The sequence below is a fragment of the Sinobaca sp. SA16-1 genome, assembly GCF_059510515.1.
The window spans coordinates 313169-332220 of sequence record NZ_JCAKFL010000001.1 but is presented as its reverse complement, the minus strand read 5'-3'; the positions used below and the strand labels follow the sequence as shown (position 1 = coordinate 332220).

The window sequence follows — 19052 nt, the reverse complement described above, 5'->3', positions numbered from 1 at the left end:
AAGCAGCATGGCAGATTATATTATTATCGGCGGAGGCATTGTTGGACTATCGACGGCCTACGCGTTAACGCAGCAGAAACCGGGAGCCCATATTGTGATTTTGGAAAAGGAACAGCAGGTCGCCTCGCACCAGACAGGAAACAACAGCGGTGTCATTCACTCCGGCATTTATTACAAGCCCGGCAGTTTAAAAGCAAGACTCGCCAAATCGGGCAATGAATCGATGCGGCTGTTTGCCGAAGAGCACGGCATTGATGTCGACATCTGCGGCAAGGTGATTGTCGCCTCCGAAGAAAAGGAACTGCCTTTTCTGGAAGATTTGTACCAGCGCGGCCTCGAAAACGGTCTGAATATCAGAAAGCTTAACCAGGAAGAGCTTCACGAAAAAGAACCGCACGTCAACGGCATCGCAGCGATTCACGTGCCGACGGCCGGGATTATTAACTACAAGCAGGTATCCAATAAGCTCGCAGAACTCGTTCAGGCCAAAGGCGCCGAAGTGAAAAGCGGCACGGCTGTGACGGGGATCGTTGAACACGAAGGCGGTGTAACCGTCGATACCGATAAAGGCCGGATCGAAGGAAAGTACTTAATCAATTGTGCCGGCCTGCAGAGCGACCGGATTGCAGCAATGGCGGGCTACCACCTGGACGTGAAAATTGTCCCGTTCCGCGGGGAGTACTACAAGTTTGTAGAAACGAGCCGCCACCTCGTGCGCAATTTGATCTACCCGGTGCCGAATCCGGACTTTCCGTTTTTGGGCGCCCACTTTACCCGTATGATTGACGGCAACGTGGATGCGGGGCCGAACGCCGTGCTCGGATTTAAGCGCGAAGGCTACAAGAAAAGCGACATTAACTGGAAGGATCTGTTCGAAGTACTGCTTTACAAAGGCTTCTGGAAGCTGGCCCGTCCGTATTTAAAAGAAGGAACCGGCGAAATGATCCGCTCCGTAAACAAAAAGAAGTTCGTAAAGAATCTGCAGAAGCTTCTGCCCGAGGTACGGGCCGAGGACTTAGTGCCGGGACCGCGCGGCGTTCGGGCGCAGGCGCTGAGCGTAGACGGGAAAATGGTTGACGACTTCTATATCGTGCCGGGGCGCAACAGCCTGCACGTCTGCAACGCACCGTCTCCGGCCGCCACCGCGAGCCTCGAAATCGGCAAGGAGATCGTGAAGCGCCTGGATGAAGGACGAAGGAGGGCGAATCATGGAAGCTCAATGGATCAAAGCGCTGCAGCAGCGGATTGATAAAAACAGTGTCCAGACCGGCACGGCGGACCGGCACAGCTACAGCTACGACGGCTCCTTCGGGGAGTTTCTGCCGGAAGCCGTCGTGCAGGTCCGCAGCACCGAAGAAGTAGTCGCGGTCTTGGAAACAGCGAACACGTACCGTGTCCCGGTCACCCCGCGCGGACAGGGAACATGTTTGAGCGGCGGGCCGCTTCCGGTAAAAGGAGGCATTGTGCTTGATATGAGCCAGTGGCCGTCGTCTGTCGAAGTGACACCCGGCGATTTAACGGCCCGGGTGTCTCCGGGAACGCTTACCGCAGCCATTCATGCGGCAGCGGAGGAGCACGGCCTGATGTATCCGCCGGATCCAAGCAGTGCGCATGTGTCCACGATCGGCGGCAACCTGGCGGAAAATTCCGGGGGTCCGCGCGGCTTGAAATACGGCGTGACGAAAGACTATGTGATTGGTCTTGAAGTTGTCACGCCGGAAGGGAAAGTCATGCAGACCGGCGGCAGTACCATTAAAAACGTAACCGGATTTGACCTTACGAAGCTTATTGTCGGCTCGGAAGGGGTACTTGGCGTGATTACGGCAGCAACATTAAAGCTGATTCCGAAGCCGCCGGCCGTGCAGACGATTATGGCGTCGTTTGCCTCGATGGAAACCGCCGGTGAAGCAATTTCGAAAACGCTCACCTCCGGCATTCTTCCTGCCAAAATGGAATTTATCGACCAGGCCTGTGCGCTTGCGGTGGAAGCCTATCAGCCGTCCGGCCTGCCGACGGACGCTGCCGCCATCGTCATGATTGAACTCGACGGCAACGAGCCTTCTATTGAAGTGGAAGCCGTGCAGGTCAGCGGTATTATGAAAAAGCTCGGTGCTCTGGAAGTGATCGAGCCGAAAACGCCGCAGGCGGCTGCAGCGATCTGGAAAGCGAGAAAAATGGTATCGCCGGCGATTGCAAAAATAAAGCCGACAAAAGTGTCGGAGGATGCTACCGTGCCACGGAGCCGGATCCCGGAAATGACGGCGCGCCTCGCTGAGATACGGGAGAAGTACGGCGTTTCGCTCGTCGTATTCGGCCATGCCGGCGACGGCAACCTGCATCCGAACATTCTCTGTGACAAACGCGACCAGGAAGAAATGAAACGGGTCGAGCAGGCGGTCGGCGAGATTTTCGAAGCGGCGATTGCACTCGGCGGCACCCTCTCCGGCGAGCACGGCATCGGCACGATGAAGTCCTCGTTTATGGAACAGGAGCTCGGCGTCACCGGCGTTGATATGATGCGGCGCATTAAAGACGCCTGGGATCCGAACGGCATTATGAATCCAGGTAAAATATTCGCCGAACCCGGGCAGAGGCTGGTGCTGACTGATGAGTAATCCCGGCACGCTGAAAGAAAGAATGAACTACGAGAAGTCCTTTGACTGCGTGCAGTGCGGCTACTGCCTGCCCACCTGTCCAACCTACGAAACGATGGAAACCGAAAAGCATTCACCGCGCGGCCGGATTCAGCTCATGAAGCTGGCGGCGGAAGGAAAGATCACCCTCGAGGAACTGGAAGAACCGGTCGGCAAATGCCTCGGCTGTATGGCGTGCATGCCCGTCTGTCCGACCAACGTGCAGTATGACCAGATGCTCGAAGGCGCAAAGCGGGTGATTGAAGAAAACAAACAAAAGCCGGTGCTGCAGCGGACACTGGAGCATTCCCTGCTCGATACGCTGATTCCTTCCGCAGGCGGGATGAATACGGTCGGCAACCTCACCTGGCTGTATCAGAAAACCGGCCTTCAGAAAGCGGCACAGATGCTGCGCCTTTCCACGCTGGCGCCGCTTGCGATGGGGGAGTTTGAAAAGGTGCTGCCCGCCCAGCCGTCTCCGAAAGAACGCAGCGCGCGTCCGGTATTCCGTGCCGCGGGACAGACTGAGAAAGCACGGGTCGCGTTTTTTACCGGCTGTGTGATGGACAGTATGTTTTTCACCATTAACGAGCAGTCGATGGAGCTGCTGGCTGCGGCCGGAGCGAGCGTCGTCGTCCCTGATGAGCAGACGTGCTGTGGTGCGCTTCACGCCCATTCGGGGCGTCACGATAAGGCGGTGGAACTGGCCAAGCAGAATATTCTTATGCTGGAATCGCTGGATGTGGATTATGTGGTGAACAATGCAGGCGGCTGCGGCGCGCAGATGGTTCAGTACGGTCACCTCTTTGAAGAGGGCAGCGCCTGGCACGAGCGCGCCCTTGCCTTCACAAAGAAAGTAAAAGACATCACCCAGGTACTCGTGGAACTGGACAGCCTGCGCTTTACCAAACCGGTGGAGGAACGCATTACCTATCAGCCGTCATGTCACATGACGAATGTGCAGCGCGTGACAGAAGCACCGCGGATACTCATGGAGGCGATTCCCGGCGTCGAGCTCGAGGAGATGACCGATCCGAATTTCTGCTGCGGATCGGCCGGAGTGTATAACCTCGTCCAGCATGAATCGTCCATGAAAATTCTGGACGTGAAAATGAGTGATGCCGGGCGCACCAGGGCGTCTACGATCGTCACGACCAACCCGGGCTGCCTGCTGCAGATGAAAGTCGGAGCCGAACGGGCGGATACCGGGCAGCGCGCCGTACACCTCGTCGAACTTTTAATGGAAGCCGGACCGGTGCCGAAATACCAGTAGAGAGCGGATTGGATCCAATGTTTAATTTATAAATGAATGAATATTTAAAATCGTATTGACATATTAAGCTGTATTGACTATCATTGTAACTATTAAAGACGATTATGGATTGTTAAGTTCCGACTCGTTTCTTTTGCCGGAAATGAATCTCGGATCCAAACGCCAGTCCGCTCAGTCTTCTTGCATGATGTATTCTGCATGGGAGAATTAGGCGCAGACTGGCGTTTTCTTTTACCTAAAATATGTAAGCGCTTTAATAATACAATTACGGGGAGCGATTTGATGAATTTTAACTACTCAGACGAACAGGTAATGGTAAAGAACATGCTTCGGGACTTTGTTGATAAAGAAATTATCCCCAACATTCAGCAGTGGGATGAAAAAGGAGAGTTTCAGCCGGCTATTCTGGAAAAGCTTTCCGGCCTCGGCATGATGGGCATCTGCATTCCGGAAAAATACGGCGGCAGCGGGATGGACTACAATACGCTGGCGATTGCCTGTGAAGAGCTGGAACGCGGAGACACCGCCTACCGGACCGCCGTGTCGGTGCATACCGGGTTAAACAGCATGACCCTTCTCCAATGGGGGACGGAAGAACAGAAAGAAAGAATACTTACGCCGCAGGCTAAAGGCGAAAAAATTGCTGCTTTCGGCTTAACCGAGCCAAATGCGGGATCGGACGTGGCGGCGATGAACTCCACTGCCGTTAAAGACGGGGACTCCTACATTTTAAACGGATCCAAAACATGGATTTCCCTCTGCGATTACGCAGATAATTTTCTCGTATTTGCCTACACCGACAAAAGTGCCGGCCACAGAGGATTATCGGCCTTCATCATTGAGCGGAACATGGAAGGTTTTTCGTCCAAAGCAATTAAAGGAAAGCTCGGCATCCGTGCCGGAAACACCGGCGAAATCTTCTTTGAAGACATTAAAGTGCCAAAAGAAAACCTGATCGGTGAAGAAGGCGAAGGATTCAAGATCGCGATGAGTGCTCTCGACAACGGCCGTTTCACCGTAGCAGCCGGCGCATGCGGTCTTCTGATGGCATCGCTTGAAGCAAGCGTGAACTACTGCCATGACCGGAAAACATTCGGCAAGGAAATCGGCAAGCATCAGCTCGTGCAGCAGATGATTGCGAACATGGAAGCCGGCCTGCAGATGGGACGCGCGCTCGTATTTAAAGCAGGAAGCCTGAAAAACGAAGGCAAACGCAACACCCGCGAAACATCGATGGCCAAATGGCAGGCCTGTAATTTTGCCAACGAAGCCGCCAACGACGCGGTGCAGATATTCGGAGCATACGGCTATTCCAACGAATATCCGGTAGAGAGATACCTGCGAAACTCCAAAGCACCGGTGATTTATGAAGGCACACGGGAAATTCATACAGTGATGCAGGCACGCTACGCATTAGGCTACAACGAAGACAAGCCGCTGCGTAAAACACTGCCGGCATGGCCGTTCGAATAAAATAAAAAAATCATAATCGAAAGGGGGACATGAATATGAGTGATACAAGCACAGCGACGCCGGAAGAAGAGCAGCAGGAGCAGAAGCGAATACTCGACGAAGAAGGAAAAATGAGAAGCTATACCGGCTTTATGAAGTGGGTTATTACAGCTATCTGTATTGTCTGGGCCTTCATGCTGATATATTTTAACAGCTTCGGGGCCATGGAGGCGCTTATTCTCCGGGCGTATACCCTTGGATTTCTTTTCCTGATGGCTTTTCTATTGTTTCCTGCTTCAAAGAAAAGCGGAGGCACGAGAAGACTGCCCACGATCTGGGACTTCATTTGTATTATCGGTTCTGTAAGCGCCATCATCTATTTCGTCTCTATTTATGAAACGTTTGCCAGAGAATGGGGAGGCTTCCACCGCACGGACTGGAACTTTATTATGGGGGCCGTCGGAACGCTGTTTCTGTTCGAAGCGAGCAGACGTGTTGTCGGAAACACACTCTCGATTATCGCAGCAGTTTTCCTCTCTTATATTTTCTTAGGACCGTATATGCCGGGCACATTCAGCCACGGCGGCTTCACGATAACAAGAACGATCGACACCATGTTCTGGGGCGCCCAAGGAATCTTCGGTATTGCACTCGGCGTGTTTACCACATTCGTTTTTATGTTCGTACTGTTTGGAGCCTTTCTGAAAAACAGTGGATTTACTGATTTTGTTAACAACCTGGCCCTTACCGTAGCGGGAAGCACCGCCGGCGGACCGGCTAAAGTAGCCGTACTCGGAAGCGGTTTGATGGGCATGGTAAACGGAAGTGCGATCGGAAACGTCGTAACGACCGGTACCGTGACTATTCCGTTAATGAAAAAAACAGGCTACAAGAGGCATTTCGCCGGAGCAGTTGAAGCGGTTGCTTCTACCGGGGGATTGTTCGCACCGCCTGTTATGGGGGCTGCCGGTTTTATTATGGCAGAGTTTATCGGCGTACCTTATACCACGATCATGCTTGCCGCCGTTATCCCGGCGCTGCTGTATTTCGTAACGGTATTTATGGTTGTTCACTTTGAAGCGAAAAACCTTGGACTGTCCGGGATCAGCAAAGAAAACATTCCTTCTGCGATTGGCGTATTAAAAAGCAAAGGGCATCTGATTGTTCCGCTGGCGGTATTAGTGTACCTGCTCGTTATCGGGACGACGCCAACGTATGCTGCGGTATTTGCTCTATTTGCGACCATTCTGGTGAGTGCATTAAGAAAATCGACCAGAATGAGCTTTAAATTGATTATCCAATCGATTGAAGACGGCTGTAAGGCAGCTGTCGCAGTAGGTATTGCCACTGCAATCGTCGGTATCATTGTAGGAACGGTTACTCTTACAAGTCTCGGCCTGGTTGTAGGAAATAACATACTAAACCTTGCAGGGGACAGCCTGTTGATCGCCGGTCTGTTCACGATGGTTATCAGCATTATCATGGGGATGGGCGTACCGGCAACAGCCGCGTACATTATCGTAGCAACCGTTTCAGCTCCGCTTCTTGTGGAACTGGGTGCGTCGGTACTTGTAGCGCATATGTTTGCTTTCTTCTTCGCCGCTCTATCGAATATCACACCACCTGTAGCGCTTGCATCCTATGCCGCAGCCGGCATAGCCAACGCGTCACCGAACAAAGTATCGCTGACGGCGGTGAGGATCGGAATCACCGGCTTTATCATTCCGTTCTTCTTCCTCTTTAATCCGGTGCTGTTGTTTGACGGCGCCAGCTACTCGGCAAGTATTCTTGCCGCGATCACAGCAACTATTGGTGTTATCGCTCTGGCAGCCGGCCTGCAGGGCTGGTTATTGACCAGAGCTAGTATAGTACAACGTCTCATTCTTTTTGTCAGCGCTTTCCTTCTAGTAGAGCCGACATTTATGTGGGACCTGGTAGGTATTGCCCTGCTTGTTGGCATCATGGTTTGGCAGAAAGTCAAGCCGGCCAAAGCAAAGCAGCCGAAGGAGCAGCAGGAAACAGCAGATCAAATAGCAGGCAATGGCAGAGTTAAGCTGTAGGAACCAATGCACATAAAAAACAAAAAAGGGGAGTTTTATGATGAAAAAGATGTCCACGAAGAGAGTATTTCCAGCAGTAACCATGGCGGTAGGACTGGCATTACTGGCAGGCTGCGGAGGCGGCGGAGAGGAAGAGCCTGAAAACGGAGGCGGCGAAGAAGAAGCAGCAGGTGGAAACGACGCTTCCGGCGAAGGCGGCCTCGATGGCGGAAACGGCGAAGCAAACAATGAAGGCGAAGAAGGAGATACTCATATTAACCTGGCAACAGCCAGTGAAACCGGCCTGTACTATCCACTTGGAGCCACGCTTGCCAACTTCTGGTCCAATGAGGTGGACGGCGTGTCTTCTTCCTCGCAGTCTTCCAACGGAAGCGTGCAGAACATGATCTACATGGCCCAGGGCGAAGCGGATGCCGGATTTGTAATGGGTAACATCCTTCAGGATGCCTACGAAGGTGAAAACGGGTTCGAAGGCGAGCAGTACGAAGATGTTCGAATTCTTGCCGGGATTTATCCGAACTATAATCACGTCGTCATGCGCGACGGAGCCGGCATTGAATCAATCGGCGACATTGAAGGAGAAAGCTTTGCACCGGGAGCAACGGGAAGTGGAACGGAAATTGCGTCCCAGCATATTCTCGGGGCATACGACCTGACGTTTGATGATATTAACGCCAACTTTGGTGCTTTTCCGGAAGCAACGGACTTAATGAGAAACAATCAGGTAGTCGGAGCCAACATTAACGGCGGCCTGCCGACTTCGGCTGTAAGTGAAATGCTCAGCACGGCCAACGGCGTTCTGACGAGCATCGATGACGAACAGCGCCAGGAAATGCTTGATGAGTATGATTTCTATATTGATGAAACGATTCCGGCCGGCACATACGAAGGCCAGGAAGAGGACGTTCATACAACGGCTATGCAGAATTTCCTCGTAGTGGATGCCAGCATGTCTGATGAAGTAGCCTATGACATTACGAAAGCCATGTGGGATAACATTGAAGATCTGCATTCCAGCCACGAGACATTCCAGCAGTTCGAAGTAGAGAACTTTGATGAAGGATCCGGAGACATTCCATTCCACCCGGGCGCAGAGCAGTACTATGAAGAAGAAGGTCTTCTTGACTAATACAGGACATTTGTTCCAGCAAAGTGAAGGCTGTTTTTCTAAACAGCCTTTTCCTATTTTATCCGGCAGAAAGGATGATGCCCGCCATGTACTGGGAAGATTTTCTGAATGTACCTTCAACGATGGTTGAAAATAAAGTATCCCGCAAACGTGTAGAACAATTTAACGAGGCCCTCGGCTTTTACGACATCGCAGCGGGTCACGTGCCGCCGACATTCGTGCGTACGTTTTCGTTTGGAGAAATTGACGGCCTCACCTGGCCGGACGCGGGCATGATTCACGCCGAGCAGGAATACGAATACCACCGGCCGCTCGCAGTCGATGAAACCGTGCAGTGCTCGCAGCAGATTGAACAGATCGTCCGGAAAAACGGCAAAAACGGGGAAATGGCTTTTATTTACCTGACGCAGACGGGAAAAGACGGCGCGGCCAACACCGTGTTTGTCTCCAGGCGGGTGCTCGTCTGGAAAACCGCCGGCCGCCGCATGGAAGGGGTGCCGGAATGAATACGACGACCATTCATGAGTACTGTATTAAAGTGCCGGGCTTCAGTAAAAAGCAGGTACAGGACTATGCCCGGGCTTCCGGCGATTTAAATGGGATACATATAGACGAGGCGCAGGCCAGAGCAAACGGCCTGCCCGGCGTAATCGTGCACGGCCTGCTGACGATGGCGTATACGTATGTTCCCTTTATTCCGCTGCTGGAGGACGGCTGGTATGTTTCGTATTTTCAAACGCGGTTTACCGGTAAAGTGTTTCTCGACGAAGCATTGTATATAGAATGGGCACCGGCAGAAACGGCAGCCGGCAAAGCATTCACACTGAAAGCATTAAAGGAAGACGGAACGCAGGTAACCGAAGGAATCATCGAGCTGTCACGCAGCAAGTCAATGTAACAGAGAGGATGCAGGCTTATGGCAAAGGATAGAAAACAAACAGCATCATACGGAGATGAAGGGTTCAGCGTCTTTCTAAGACAGGCGTTCGCCCGTCACATGGGGCACACGAAAAAAGACTGGGAAAAGCCGACAATCGGCATTTGCAACACGCAGAGCGAGGTGAATCGATGCCATACCCATTTTGGTCCCATTGTCGAAGCCGTCAAGCGCGGGGTGCTGATGGGCGGCGGGATTCCGCTGGAGTTCCCCACCATCTCCCTTGGCGAGAGTTTCACGAGCCCGACAACGATGATGTTCCGGAACCTGGCTGCGATGGATACAGAGGAAATGATCAGCGCCCAGCCGTTGGACGGTGTGATATTAATCGGCGGCTGCGACAAAATGACGCCTGCCCAGCTGATGGGGGCGGCAAGCGCTGATATCCCGTCCATTATGATTACCGGCGGCGGCATGGACAACGGAGAATACGAAGGAAAAACGCTCGGTGCCTGTTCGGACTGCCGTTTCTTCTGGCAGGAATACCGCAGCGGAAGCGTCTCGGAAGAAGAGCTCGATAATATCAATCAGGCGCTGGCTCCTTCCGCCGGCCACTGCATGGTGATGGGAAGTGCAAGCACGATGGCAGTTGTATCAGAAGCACTCGGCATGATGATGCCGGGCGGCGCGGCTACGCTGGCCACCGATAACAGAAAGCTGGCCGAAGCCCAGGAAGCCGGCAGGCAGATTGTGAAACTCGTCGAAGAAGACATTGTGCCGTCGGATATTATGACGGAAAAAGCTTTCGACAACGCAATCCGGATGATTATGGCCGTCGGCGGGTCCACAAACGCGGTCATCCATTTAACCGCGATTGCCGGCCGGCTCGGCATTAAGCTGCCGCTCTCCCGCTTTGATACGCTTGGAAAAGACACACCATTTATCGCCAATCTCCGCCCGGCAGGTGAATATCAGATGAAAGAATTCAGCCATGCCGGCGGGGCGCGGGCAGTGATGAAAGAAATAGAATCGTATCTTCACACGGATGTGCTGACGGTGACCGGGCAGACGCTGAAGGAAAACCTGGCGGATGTGACCGTGTCTCCGAACTACCGCCACGTGATCCGCCCGCTCACGGAGCCGCTTCATGAAGGCGACGGGATCGCTGTACTAACGGGAAATATTGCGCCAAACGGTGCGTTGATTAAACCGAAAGCCGCCTCGGCGTCACTTTTAAAACATGAAGGCCGGGCCATCGTATTTGAATCCACCGCTGACATGGAACAGAAAGTAAATGATCCGGAGCTGGACGTGGAAGCAGACGATATTCTCGTACTGAAAAACACCGGACCGCGCGGAGCACCGGGCATGCCGGAAGCGGGTATGCTTCCGATCCCGAAAAAGCTGCTTGAGCAGGGGGTGCGCGATATGGTGCGCATCTCGGACTGCCGCATGAGCGGAACGGCCTTTGGAACGATCGTGCTGCACGTGTCGCCTGAGTCAGCCGTCGGCGGCCCGTTTGCGCTCGTGGAAACCGGCGATTCGATCCGGCTCGACGTCGAAGCGCGCGAGCTCGAACTGCTTGTGGACGAAGCCGAGCTCAGCCGGAGACGCGAACAGTTTGTCCGTCCGGAAGGCGGCGCGGAGCGGGGCTATAAGAAACTGTTTCAGGATCATGTGCTGCAGGCCGATCAAGGCTGCGACTTTGACTTTTTAATGCCTCCGGCTCTTCGATCCACAGATAAGACTGAAGATGGCAGAATCCTGCAGGAGGAGAAAACGAGGGGAGGCTGATGAGTACCGTAAACAAATGGCCGGCACGGATATCCGTTTCCAGAGGATACCTGCTGCTGACGCTGACCGTTCTTTTTATCATTTTCAGCTTCACCGGCTGGCCGGGAGAAATGGTGCTGATGGTTTTGACAGGAGGGCTGATTCTGTATTCGCTGCCCTTTATGGCATTTTTTCCTAAAATCATGACGGGCATTCTGCTCATCACCGGCCATATCGTATTTTTCGCCCAGGACCTCGGGTTTTCGTACTGGCGGGAATCGCTGATTGAGAACCTGCCACTGGTGGCGCTGTTTGTATCGGTGCCGTTATTTGCCTACCCGCTGAAAAACGGCGGCTATGTGGAATATATTTCCCTCATCGTTCACCGGTTTTTAAAAACACCGGTCAAAATTTTTTCGAACATTGTGATTTTGACAAGCGTCTTGTCCTCATTTATGAATTTAGGTTCCGTGCGTATATCATTCGAATTGTTTCACAGCGAAATTGAAAAGGATCCGAAATTTTATACGAAAGCGGTCTCGCAGGGATTTACGCTCGCGATGTGCTGGTCCCCGTATTTTGCCGGGGTGGCAATCGTGCTGAGCATGCTCGGCCTGCCGATTTTTCCGTTTATTTTCTGGGGGCTGCTGCTTGTGTTCATCGGCACCGCCGTTTCGATTTTAATGATTCTCAAACAGCCCCCGGAACCGGAAGAAACCGCGGCTGCGGTGGAAAAGGAAATTCAGGCCGCTGCCGTGCCGGTGACTGCGGGCAAAGGGGTGGAGCTTTTCGTCGTGTTTGCCGGTATGTTTGCCGGGATTTTCATTCTCGAGCGTGTGCTTGATATTAACCTGGTTGTCTTAATCAGCGTCATTGCGATTGCGTATCCGATTATGTGGTCGATCTGTATCAACCGGGTTAAAGCATTCGGGCGCTCACTCCAGCATTATAAAAATACGATCCTTCCGAATATTCATAATGAAGCGGTGCTTTTTATCGCGGCCGCTTTTTTCGCCAAAATGGTGGAAACGACGCCGGTGTCCCCGTTTATCGCTTCGTTTTTTGCGTCGCTTAACCAGCTGTCTCCGCTGCTCGTCATTGTTGTGACGATTGGAGTTATTGTGCTGCTTGGTGCCGGCGGCATTCACCAGATTCTCACCGTTTCTTTAATCGGTGCGAGTGTATCGACGGCGGATCTGACGATAAGTGTCGAAGCCTTCGCGCTTGCTCTCATGGCGGGATGGTCGTTATCGACGGTTGTATCCCCGGTGGCGGCGCTGAATTTAACGCTCGGTACACTGCTTCACCGCTCTCCGTTCAAAGTCGGGATGTGGAACGCGCCTTACGTGCTTGTCACAGGGGCGCTCGTATCCGTTGTTATTTATGGCATCAGCTATTTAACGATGTAACAGAAAGGAGGCTGCTGCATGAAAGTGGTATGCGTGCATGCGCTTAAATCTTCGCTCCAGCCTATTGAAGATGCGTTTCGGGCGGTGTCCGATGAGATCGAGCTGGAGCATCTCATGGATACGACGCTGTTATCGCTTTTAAAAAAACAGCAGACGCTCTCTTCTGCCATTTTGTTCCGGTTTGTGGAATTCTGCCGCCGGGCCGAAGAGGAAGAAGCAGATGTGATCCTGCTGACGTGCTCGGCCTTTAACGAAGCGCGCGATCTGATTCAGCCGCTCACAGCGGTGCCGGTGCTGCGCTCCGATGAAGGTGTTATGCATCAGGCGGCCGCGTACCGGCGGGTCGGGCTGATTGCGACGGTAACAGAAACCCCGCCGCCGCTCGAGCGCTACTTAACAAGCCTTGCGCCGGACGTAGAGATCCATACGAAAGTAGACACCGGGGCGATGGACTGCCTCGCCCGCGGGGATAAAACGGGGCATGACGAACGCATCAACCAAATGGTGCAGGACGTACAGGGGGAGGTCGATGTGATCGTTCTTTCCCAGTACAGTATGGCGCACACCGCCCGTCATGTGCCGGCCGGGAACATACCGGTGTTAACCGCACCCGAAGCGGGCGTTCAGCATATTCTCAAGGTACAAGCGCAAAGGGAGGGGGCAGGCTATGGAACTAATTGAAATCACGCAGCAGTTCCCGGAGCAGCGTCTGGAAGACATTGAAGCCGCTGTAACAGAACAAGTCGGCATCCATCTGCAGGAGCAGCAGTTTCCGGCAGGCAGCCGGATTGCGATTACAGCCGGCAGCCGGGGCATTTACCGGATTGACCATATGCTCGCCTGTGCCGTCGCCGCGGTGAAACAGTTCGACTGCGTGCCGTTTCTCGTTCCCGCAATGGGAAGCCACGGCGGTGCGACCGCGGAAGGACAGCGGAGCGTGCTCGAGCATTTGGGCATCACCGAAGCCACGTCCGGTGCGAAAATATTGTCGTCGATGGACGTAGAGCGGATTGCCTATACCAACAACGGTATTCCGGCCTACATGGACAAGCATGCGTACGAGGCAGACGGCATCATCGTGATGAACCGGATCAAAGCCCATACAGCCTTCCGCGGCAGTGTCGAGAGCGGGCTCAGTAAAATGGCTGCGATCGGCCTCGGGAAAATCAAAGGTGCCGCTTTTATCCACAGCCACGGCTCGCTGCAGATGGAAAAAAACATCAAAGATATCTGCCGCACATGCCTGAGCCAGGGCCCGCCGATGATGGGCATCGGCATCGTCGAAAACGCGTTTGATCAGACCGCGGTAGTAAAAGCCGTCCGCAGGGAAAACTGGTTTGAAGCAGAAGCCGAGCTGTTGGAGCTGTCCAAGCAGCTCATGCCATCGCTTCCGGTCGAAGAGATCGATGTGCTGGTCGTGGAGGAAATGGGCAAAAACTACAGCGGTACCGGCATGGACCCGAATATTATCGGGCGCTGGCGGATCGAAGGGGTGCCGGAACCGGCATCTCCTGTTATCAGACGGATCGCCGCACTCGAGCTGTCGGAGGAATCCTTCGGCAACGCCCAGGGCGTGGGGCTGGTTGATTTTATTACCCAGACGCTGTTTAACACGATCGACCGGCACACCACCTACACGAACGCGCTGACGAGCACCTTTCTGCGCCGGGCAATGATTCCGTTTATTTATGAGACGGAACAGCAGACCGTGGAAACGGCCCTGAACAGCCTAAGCGCAGAAGACACCGATGGACTAAAATACATTCAAATCCCGAATACGCTGCATCTGCACCGGCTGTATGTAAGCCCGGCTGTCGTGCAGGAAATGACAGACAACAAGATACATTTTGAAACAGGAGAGCGTTTTACGCTTGATTTTAACGGCGAAGGCCGGCTTTCCCGCCGCCTGCTGCGACAGTAAATAAGAAAGGACGTGACCGCTGCAATGAGAACCGCTTCGATCCGCGAAAATGGCACCGACAAAGGCGTTATCGTATTACCCGAAGGAAAACAGGTCAAAATAGAGACCATCAACGACACGCACCAGACGTTCTTTCCAACCGATGTGGAAGAGCTCGTCGTTTCAGAAAAACTAACCGAACTCCGCGACTGGGCCCAGTCGCACCCGGAGGAACTGGAAACGCTGGCGAAACCTGCGTCCGGCACCTACAGCCCGCTGCTTCGCACACCGGGGAAAATCTGGGGCATTGGTTTGAACTACCAGGACCACGCCGCCGATTTAAAGGAAAAAGCCCCGAGCACGGAGCCTGCGAGCTTTATGAAGCCGATCACCTCGATTATCGGACCGGGCGATACGATTGAAATTCCGCCTCAGTCCGACCGGACGACCGCGGAAGCCGAGCTTGGCATTGTGATCGGACGGACGTGCAAAAACGTGTCCGAAGCCGAGGCCATGGATTATGTAGCCGGATATACGACAATCATTGATATGACCGCTGAAGACATTCTCGAGAAGAACCCGCGCTATTTAACGCGCTCGAAAAGCTTTGATACCTTTTTCAGCGTAGGGCCGGAGCTTGTAACGGTGGAAGAAGTCGATAACGTTGACGACCTTAAAGTTGCGACCGTCATTAACGGCCGTATCCACCGCGAGAACGTCGTCTCCAACATGACGTTTACGCCGTGGAATCTGGTGTCGTTTCATTCCCAAGTGATGACGCTCAAACCGGGTGACATTATTTCGACCGGCACCCCCGGCGCCATCCATATTCAGGACGGCGATGAAGTAGAGTGCCGGATCGAAGGATTTACGTCCCTGACCAATACCGTGAAAGATTTAAAAAAACAGTAATCATCATACTAGAGGAGAGATGTTTCTATGGATCTGCATTTACAAAACAAATCAGTCGTTGTAACGGCTGCAAGCAAAGGGCTCGGCAAAGCATCAGCACTGGAATTCGCACGCGAAGGCGCCAACGTCTTGATTTCCAGCCGGAATGAAGAACAGCTGCAGCAGGCGGTCGCCGAGATCAAAAAAGAAACGAACAACGAAAACGTTCATTACCAGGTGTGCGACATTACCGATGCGGCGTCGATTAAAGCGCTCGTTGAAAAAGCAGTTGAGCTCTACGGCACAGTGGACGTACTTGTCAATAACGCGGGCGGCCCGCCGGCCGGCACGTTTGAAGCATTTGAAGATGAAGCGTGGGAGGCGGCGTTCCACTTGAATCTGTTGAGCTTTGTGCGCCTGATCCGTGAAGTGCTGCCGCACATGCGCCAGCAGAAAAACGGACGGATTATTAATTTTGCCTCGTCCTCGATCAAGCAGACGCTCGACAATCTCGTGCTCTCCAACACGTTCCGCGCCGGCATTGTCGGTCTTGCGAAAAGCCTCTCCCAGGAAGTGGCGGAAGATAATATTCTCATTAATACGATTGGACCGGGCCGGATTGACACCGAGCGCGTTGCTCAGCTCGACAACATCCGTGCAGGCAAGCAGGGCAAAACTTACGATCAGGTGCGCGAAGCTACCGAAAAGTCGATTCCAATCGGACGCTACGGGCAGCCGGAGGAATTCGCCAAGCAGGTCGTGTTCCTCTGCTCCGGCGCGAATACGTACGTTACCGGGCAGACGTTTGTGGTCGATGGCGGACTGGTAAAGGCACTATAGTCTATTTTAGTGGAGTGATGCGATAATGAATAAGCCATTGCAAGGCATTAAAGTACTCGATTTATCCCGGGTGCTGGCAGGTCCCCTCGGCTCGATGCAGCTGGCCGATCTCGGCGCCGAAGTCATTCGGGTGGAAGCGCCGAACGGGTCGGACGACATCCGGCACTGGTGGCCGTTTATCGAAGAGGAAAGCACGTATTACCTGGCAGCCAACCGTAACAAGAAATCGATAACGATTGATTTAAAAAATACAGAAGGCGTGGCGCTCTTTAAGCAGCTCGTCAAAGAATCAGATGTTGTGATCGAGAATTTCAAAACGGGGACGCTTGAACGCCTCGGCCTCGACTATGACACGCTGAAACAGGTGAAAGAAGATATTATTCTCTGCTCGGTCACGGGTTACGGCCAGACGGGTCCGTACAAGGATCTGCCCGGCTATGACCCGGTCATTCAGGCCGTCGGCGGTCTAATGGATATTACCGGCCACCCCGGCGCAGAGGCTACAAGAGTCGGGACGCCGGTTGTGGATATTATGACGTCGCACTACGTGGCGATCGGCGTGCTCGCCGCGCTCCGTCACCGCGATAACGAAGGCGAAGGCGAGCATATTGACCTGTCGCTGCTCGATGTGCAGGTGAGCTCGCTCGGCAATATTGCGAGCAGCTACCTGTTAAACGACCATGTGTCTGAGCGGGTCGGCAACGCGCACGGCAACATTACCCCGTACGAAACGTTTCCGTGTAAAGACAAGCCGATTATGGTAGCGGCGGGCAACGACCGCCTGTTCCACCGGATGGCTGACGCGATGGACCGCCCGGAATGGAAAGACAACGCCAAGTTTGCGACCAACGGCGACCGGGTTGCGAACCGCGCCGAGCTGCGCAGTCTCCTCGAAGACGTGTTTACCGAAAAGGGAGCGGATGAATGGGAGGAGCTCTTGTCCTCGCACGCGATTCCGTGCGGGCCGGTCAATAATGTTGAACAGGTCTTTGACCACCCGCAGGTAAAGGCCCGGGAAATGACACAGGAAGCAGAGCACCCTGTCGTCGGCCGGATGAAAGTCGTCCGCAATCCAATTAAATACAAAAATATCAGCGTGGACATGCAGAGTGCGCCGCCGCAGCTGGGCGAGCACACAACAGAAGTGCTGCACGGCTACGGGTTATCAGAAGAACAGATAACGGCGCTGCGCGACTGTGGAGCCATTTAACAAAACCGACAGTAAAGAGGGATACGATGACGAACATTACAAACATTTACTGCGTGGGACGCAACTACACCGAGCACGTGTCCGAGCTGAACAATGCGATGCCGGCCGCGCCGATGCTTTTCCTGAAGCCAACGCACGCCTGGGTCGAAGCAGACGGCCGCGAGATTCAGCTGCCGGGAGACAAGGGAGCCGTTCATTTTGAAGCGGAGATCGTCATCCGCATCGGCAGGGCATATGAAGAAGGCATGAGTGCCGACGAGCTGATTAACGGACTCGGTCTTGGCCTCGACTTTACCCTGCGCGACGTCCAGTCCACGTTAAAGGAAAAAGGCCATCCGTGGCTGCGGGCGAAAGGGTTTCCCGCGTCCGCCCCGGTGACGCCGTTTATTGATTTTCCCGGTGTGGAAGCGTTAAAAGACATGGAATTTACGCTCATTAAAAATGGAACAGAAGTCCAGCGCGGCAGCAGCCGGCAGATGATATTTGACCTGCAGCATATTATCGACTACACGGCGGCCTCCTTCGGTCTGGGAGAAGGGGATTTGATTTTCACCGGCACGCCAAAAGGCGTCGGTCCTGTCGCAGACGGGGATACGTTTTCCCTTCGTCTCGGGGACCAGGTGCTGGGCGGCTGCCGTACCGTGCTGAAATAAAACAGGACAAACGGAGGAGGAGTAAAGATGGCGGATGTTACACTTCAGGGGGTTATTCCTCCGGTCATTACACCGTTTAAAGAAAACGGGGACGTGGATCTGGAAAGCTACCGGGCCAACATTCAAAAATGGAACGAAGCGGACCTGTCCGGGTACCTGGCACTCGGCTCCAACAGTGAAACGATTTATCTAACCGAAGAGGAAAAGCTGGATCTGATTAAAGAAACCGTGCAGCACGCCAAAAAGGACCGGACCATTCTGGCCGGCACCGGCATGGAGTCTACGCGGGAGACGATCGCGCTCACGAACAAAGCTGCAAAGATCGGGGTCCATGCAGCGCTGATTCTGACGCCGTTTTACTACGGAAAAGCGATGTCGGAGGATGCGTTGGCGGCTTATTTTACCGACGTGGCGGATCACAGTGACATTCCGATTCTCGTATACAACGTCCCGAAGTTTACGCATATTAACGTTAGTGTGTCGCTGCTGAAACGATTAAGCCGGCACCCGAACATTATCGGTATGAAAGACAGCAGCGGCAACGTCCCGCAGCTTGCGACGTTCAAACGCGAACTGCCGGCGGATTTCACGATCATGGTCGGCACCGCCTCTGCGTTATTCCCAGCGCTTGCGCTCGGCATTGATACGGCGATCATGGCGCTTGCGAACAGCCACCCAAACGAATGCACCCGGATTATAACGTTATTTAAAGAGGGCCGGGTGGACGAAGCGCGGGAGCTGTACCAGGCCGTGTTTCCGATCAACACCGCGGTCACAGATACTTACGGCATAGCAGGGTTGAAGCATACTGCCACGCTGCAGGGCTATAACGGCGGCTGGGTCCGTAAGCCGCTCTTGGAAAGCACAAAGCAGCAGAAGCGGGAAATAGAGGCTCTCCTCCAGCAGCAGAGCCTGCCGGTCCATTAGCACAGACAGAAGCCGCCCGCATTCT

Annotated in this window: 17 protein-coding genes; all 17 read left to right on the top strand. The window is 53.7% G+C overall.

All coding sequences use genetic code 11. From position 1 onward, the window contains the following. Positions 1-7: 7 nt before the first annotated feature. The 17 genes from lhgO (at position 8) to AC5W2J_RS01455 (ending at position 19027) form a co-directional block, all read left to right on the top strand. Positions 8-1249, top strand: a complete 1242-nt coding sequence (gene lhgO / locus AC5W2J_RS01535; RefSeq protein WP_496057720.1) for an L-2-hydroxyglutarate oxidase — start codon at positions 8-10, stop codon at positions 1247-1249. Continuing rightward, the gene (locus tag AC5W2J_RS01530; protein ID WP_496057719.1) at positions 1209-2615 is read left to right on the top strand and encodes an FAD-binding oxidoreductase; all 1407 of its coding nucleotides are present in this window, start codon (positions 1209-1211) and stop codon (positions 2613-2615) included. Before lhgO ends, AC5W2J_RS01530 begins: the two co-directional genes overlap by 41 nt. Then, positions 2608-3906, top strand: coding sequence for a (Fe-S)-binding protein (locus AC5W2J_RS01525; RefSeq protein ID WP_496057718.1), 1299 nt, complete (start codon positions 2608-2610; stop codon positions 3904-3906). The genes AC5W2J_RS01530 and AC5W2J_RS01525 overlap by 8 nt, the downstream gene beginning before the upstream one ends. A gap of 282 nt (positions 3907-4188) precedes the next feature. Then, positions 4189-5379: an acyl-CoA dehydrogenase family protein gene (locus AC5W2J_RS01520; RefSeq protein WP_496057717.1), complete on the top strand. Its 1191-nt coding sequence runs from the start codon at positions 4189-4191 to the stop codon at positions 5377-5379. 35 nt (positions 5380-5414) lie between these two features. After that, positions 5415-7418: a TRAP transporter permease gene (locus AC5W2J_RS01515; RefSeq protein WP_496057716.1), complete on the top strand. Its 2004-nt coding sequence runs from the start codon at positions 5415-5417 to the stop codon at positions 7416-7418. 37 nt (positions 7419-7455) lie between these two features. After that, positions 7456-8547 (top strand): TAXI family TRAP transporter solute-binding subunit, encoded by a 1092-nt coding sequence (locus AC5W2J_RS01510; protein ID WP_496057715.1) that lies wholly within the window; start codon positions 7456-7458, stop codon positions 8545-8547. Between the two features lie 86 nt (positions 8548-8633). Continuing rightward, on the top strand, positions 8634-9053 hold the full coding sequence (locus AC5W2J_RS01505; protein ID WP_496057714.1) for an FAS1-like dehydratase domain-containing protein: 420 nt from the start codon (positions 8634-8636) through the stop codon (positions 9051-9053). Then, positions 9050-9445 carry a MaoC/PaaZ C-terminal domain-containing protein gene (locus tag AC5W2J_RS01500; RefSeq protein WP_496057713.1) on the top strand — a complete coding sequence of 132 codons (396 nt, stop codon included), beginning with the start codon at positions 9050-9052 and terminating at the stop codon, positions 9443-9445. Before AC5W2J_RS01505 ends, AC5W2J_RS01500 begins: the two co-directional genes overlap by 4 nt. Positions 9446-9463: 18 nt before the next feature. Then, the gene (locus tag AC5W2J_RS01495; protein ID WP_496057712.1) at positions 9464-11218 is read left to right on the top strand and encodes a dihydroxy-acid dehydratase; all 1755 of its coding nucleotides are present in this window, start codon (positions 9464-9466) and stop codon (positions 11216-11218) included. Beyond that, entirely contained in the window at positions 11218-12606 is a 1389-nt protein-coding gene (locus tag AC5W2J_RS01490; RefSeq protein ID WP_496057711.1) for a hypothetical protein, read from the top strand. The genes AC5W2J_RS01495 and AC5W2J_RS01490 overlap by 1 nt, the downstream gene beginning before the upstream one ends. A gap of 18 nt (positions 12607-12624) precedes the next feature. Further along, entirely contained in the window at positions 12625-13287 is a 663-nt protein-coding gene (locus AC5W2J_RS01485) for an aspartate/glutamate racemase family protein (RefSeq protein WP_496057710.1), read from the top strand. Continuing rightward, positions 13274-14527 carry a nickel pincer cofactor-dependent isomerase, group 22 gene (locus tag AC5W2J_RS01480; protein WP_496057709.1) on the top strand — a complete coding sequence of 418 codons (1254 nt, stop codon included), beginning with the start codon at positions 13274-13276 and terminating at the stop codon, positions 14525-14527. The genes AC5W2J_RS01485 and AC5W2J_RS01480 overlap by 14 nt, the downstream gene beginning before the upstream one ends. Positions 14528-14539: 12 nt before the next feature. Then, a complete protein-coding gene (locus AC5W2J_RS01475) occupies positions 14540-15418 on the top strand; it encodes a fumarylacetoacetate hydrolase family protein (RefSeq protein WP_496057708.1) in 879 nt (292 codons plus the stop codon). A gap of 27 nt (positions 15419-15445) precedes the next feature. Then, the gene (locus AC5W2J_RS01470) at positions 15446-16237 is read left to right on the top strand and encodes an SDR family oxidoreductase (RefSeq protein ID WP_496057707.1); all 792 of its coding nucleotides are present in this window, start codon (positions 15446-15448) and stop codon (positions 16235-16237) included. Positions 16238-16262: 25 nt separating this feature from the next. Continuing rightward, positions 16263-17447: a CaiB/BaiF CoA transferase family protein gene (locus AC5W2J_RS01465; RefSeq protein ID WP_496057706.1), complete on the top strand. Its 1185-nt coding sequence runs from the start codon at positions 16263-16265 to the stop codon at positions 17445-17447. Between the two features lie 26 nt (positions 17448-17473). Continuing rightward, positions 17474-18100, top strand: coding sequence for a fumarylacetoacetate hydrolase family protein (locus AC5W2J_RS01460; protein WP_496057705.1), 627 nt, complete (start codon positions 17474-17476; stop codon positions 18098-18100). Positions 18101-18127: 27 nt separating this feature from the next. Then, entirely contained in the window at positions 18128-19027 is a 900-nt protein-coding gene (locus tag AC5W2J_RS01455) for a dihydrodipicolinate synthase family protein (protein WP_496057704.1), read from the top strand. The last annotated feature ends 25 nt before the right edge of the window (positions 19028-19052 follow it).